Origin of the sequence: Mycobacterium sp. E3247, assembly GCF_001667785.1 — a bacterium.
Lineage (GTDB): Bacteria > Actinomycetota > Actinomycetes > Mycobacteriales > Mycobacteriaceae > Mycobacterium.
Window position 1 is genome coordinate 1 of record NZ_LZJG01000144.1, and the last position, 1,355, is coordinate 1,355.

At 62.7% G+C, this 1,355-nt stretch carries 1 protein-coding gene and 1 pseudogene; both read left to right on the plus strand.

Annotated features, from left to right (window positions below):
• A pseudogene (locus A9X04_RS07710) lies at positions 1 to 203 on the plus strand (glycosyl transferase family 1); the annotation flags it as partial.
• A gap of 393 nt (positions 204 to 596) precedes the next feature.
• Positions 597 to 1,355 (plus strand): glycosyltransferase (locus tag A9X04_RS07715; protein ID WP_197509085.1); only part of this gene is annotated, 759 nt, incomplete at its 3' end.

The following is a 1,355-nucleotide window of genomic DNA, read 5'->3' on the forward strand; positions in this document are numbered from 1 at the left end:
TCAAACGGCTGAAAGTTGGCGCCACGCGGCGGCTTTCGGCCACCACCCGGGAGTCGTTGTTGGCGGATCTGCGCCGGATACTCGATCCGGATTACGGCGTGCGTGCGCGAGAGATCGCCCGGCACATGACCAAACCCGCTGAAAGCGTTGTCAAGGCCGCTGACGTGGTGGAGAAGTTTGCCGGCTCGCGGAGTCGCGCCTGATCGGCAAAGCCGACAGCGCGGATGTGTGCCGCACTGTCAGCGTCCTGACTCCGGCGCCGGCGCCGAACTAGTTGCCGCTTCTGGAGACACGGGACCACACTTTCTGGCACACTAGATATCTGATCAGCCGACGATGCCTGGGGGTCGCGTCAAACCGTCAAAGGTCGTCACAGTCCAATGGTCGGGGGGATAGGGCCGATGATATTGGCTTCGTCACACCCGACGGCGCCCGGTGGGAATTGCCGGTTCGCCCGCTCGCGGAACCTCATTCCCCATGCCATGCAACGAAAACAGTCAATCCCAATAGGGAAGGGAGAGACTGAAATTAGGGCCGAAAGACCCTACTCTGAAGTGTTGCCGGGGCAAGGGAAAAGTGATTAAGGTTACAACGCGATGAAATTTGCTGTGGCAAGCTACGGGACGCGCGGTGACATAGAGCCGTGCCTCGCTATCGGGCGGGAACTGACGCGCAGAGGGCACGAAGTCCGCATGGCCGTCCCGCCCAATCTTGTTGAGCTCGCGCAGGAAGCAGGCCTGGCGGCCATCGGCTACGGACCCGACATGCACGACTTCTGGAGCGACGAGTTCATCCGCGACTTCTGGAAGAATTTCGTGCGCGGGCCCATCAAGTTGATGCGCGACGCATGGGAGCCGGTGCTGCGGAACTGGCAGCTGATGAGCTCGTCACTGATGTCGGTCGGTGCCGGCGCCGATTTGATCTTCACCGGACAGCTCTACCAGGACCTCGCGATCAACGTCGCCGACTACTACCGCATTCCGATGGCCACGCTGCATTACATTCCGATGCGGCCCAACGGCGAGCTGATTCCGGCACTGCCCGGGCCGATGGTCCGTACCGGGATGAAAACGGTCGAGTGGTTGTTTTGGCGCTCGACGAAGCAAGTGGAGAACGCACAGCGCCGCGAGCTCGGACTGCCCGCGGCCACGAAACCCTCGCCCCGGCGGATCGCCGAACGCGGCTCGCTCGAGATCCAGGCCTATGACGAAGTCTGCTTTCCCGGGCTGGCCGCCGAATGGGCGAAGAAATGGGGCGACCGACGGCCCTTTGTCGGCGCGCTGACCATGGAGTTGACCACGGACGCCGACGAGGACGTGGCATCGTGGATCGCCGGTGGATCGCCGCCGATCTGC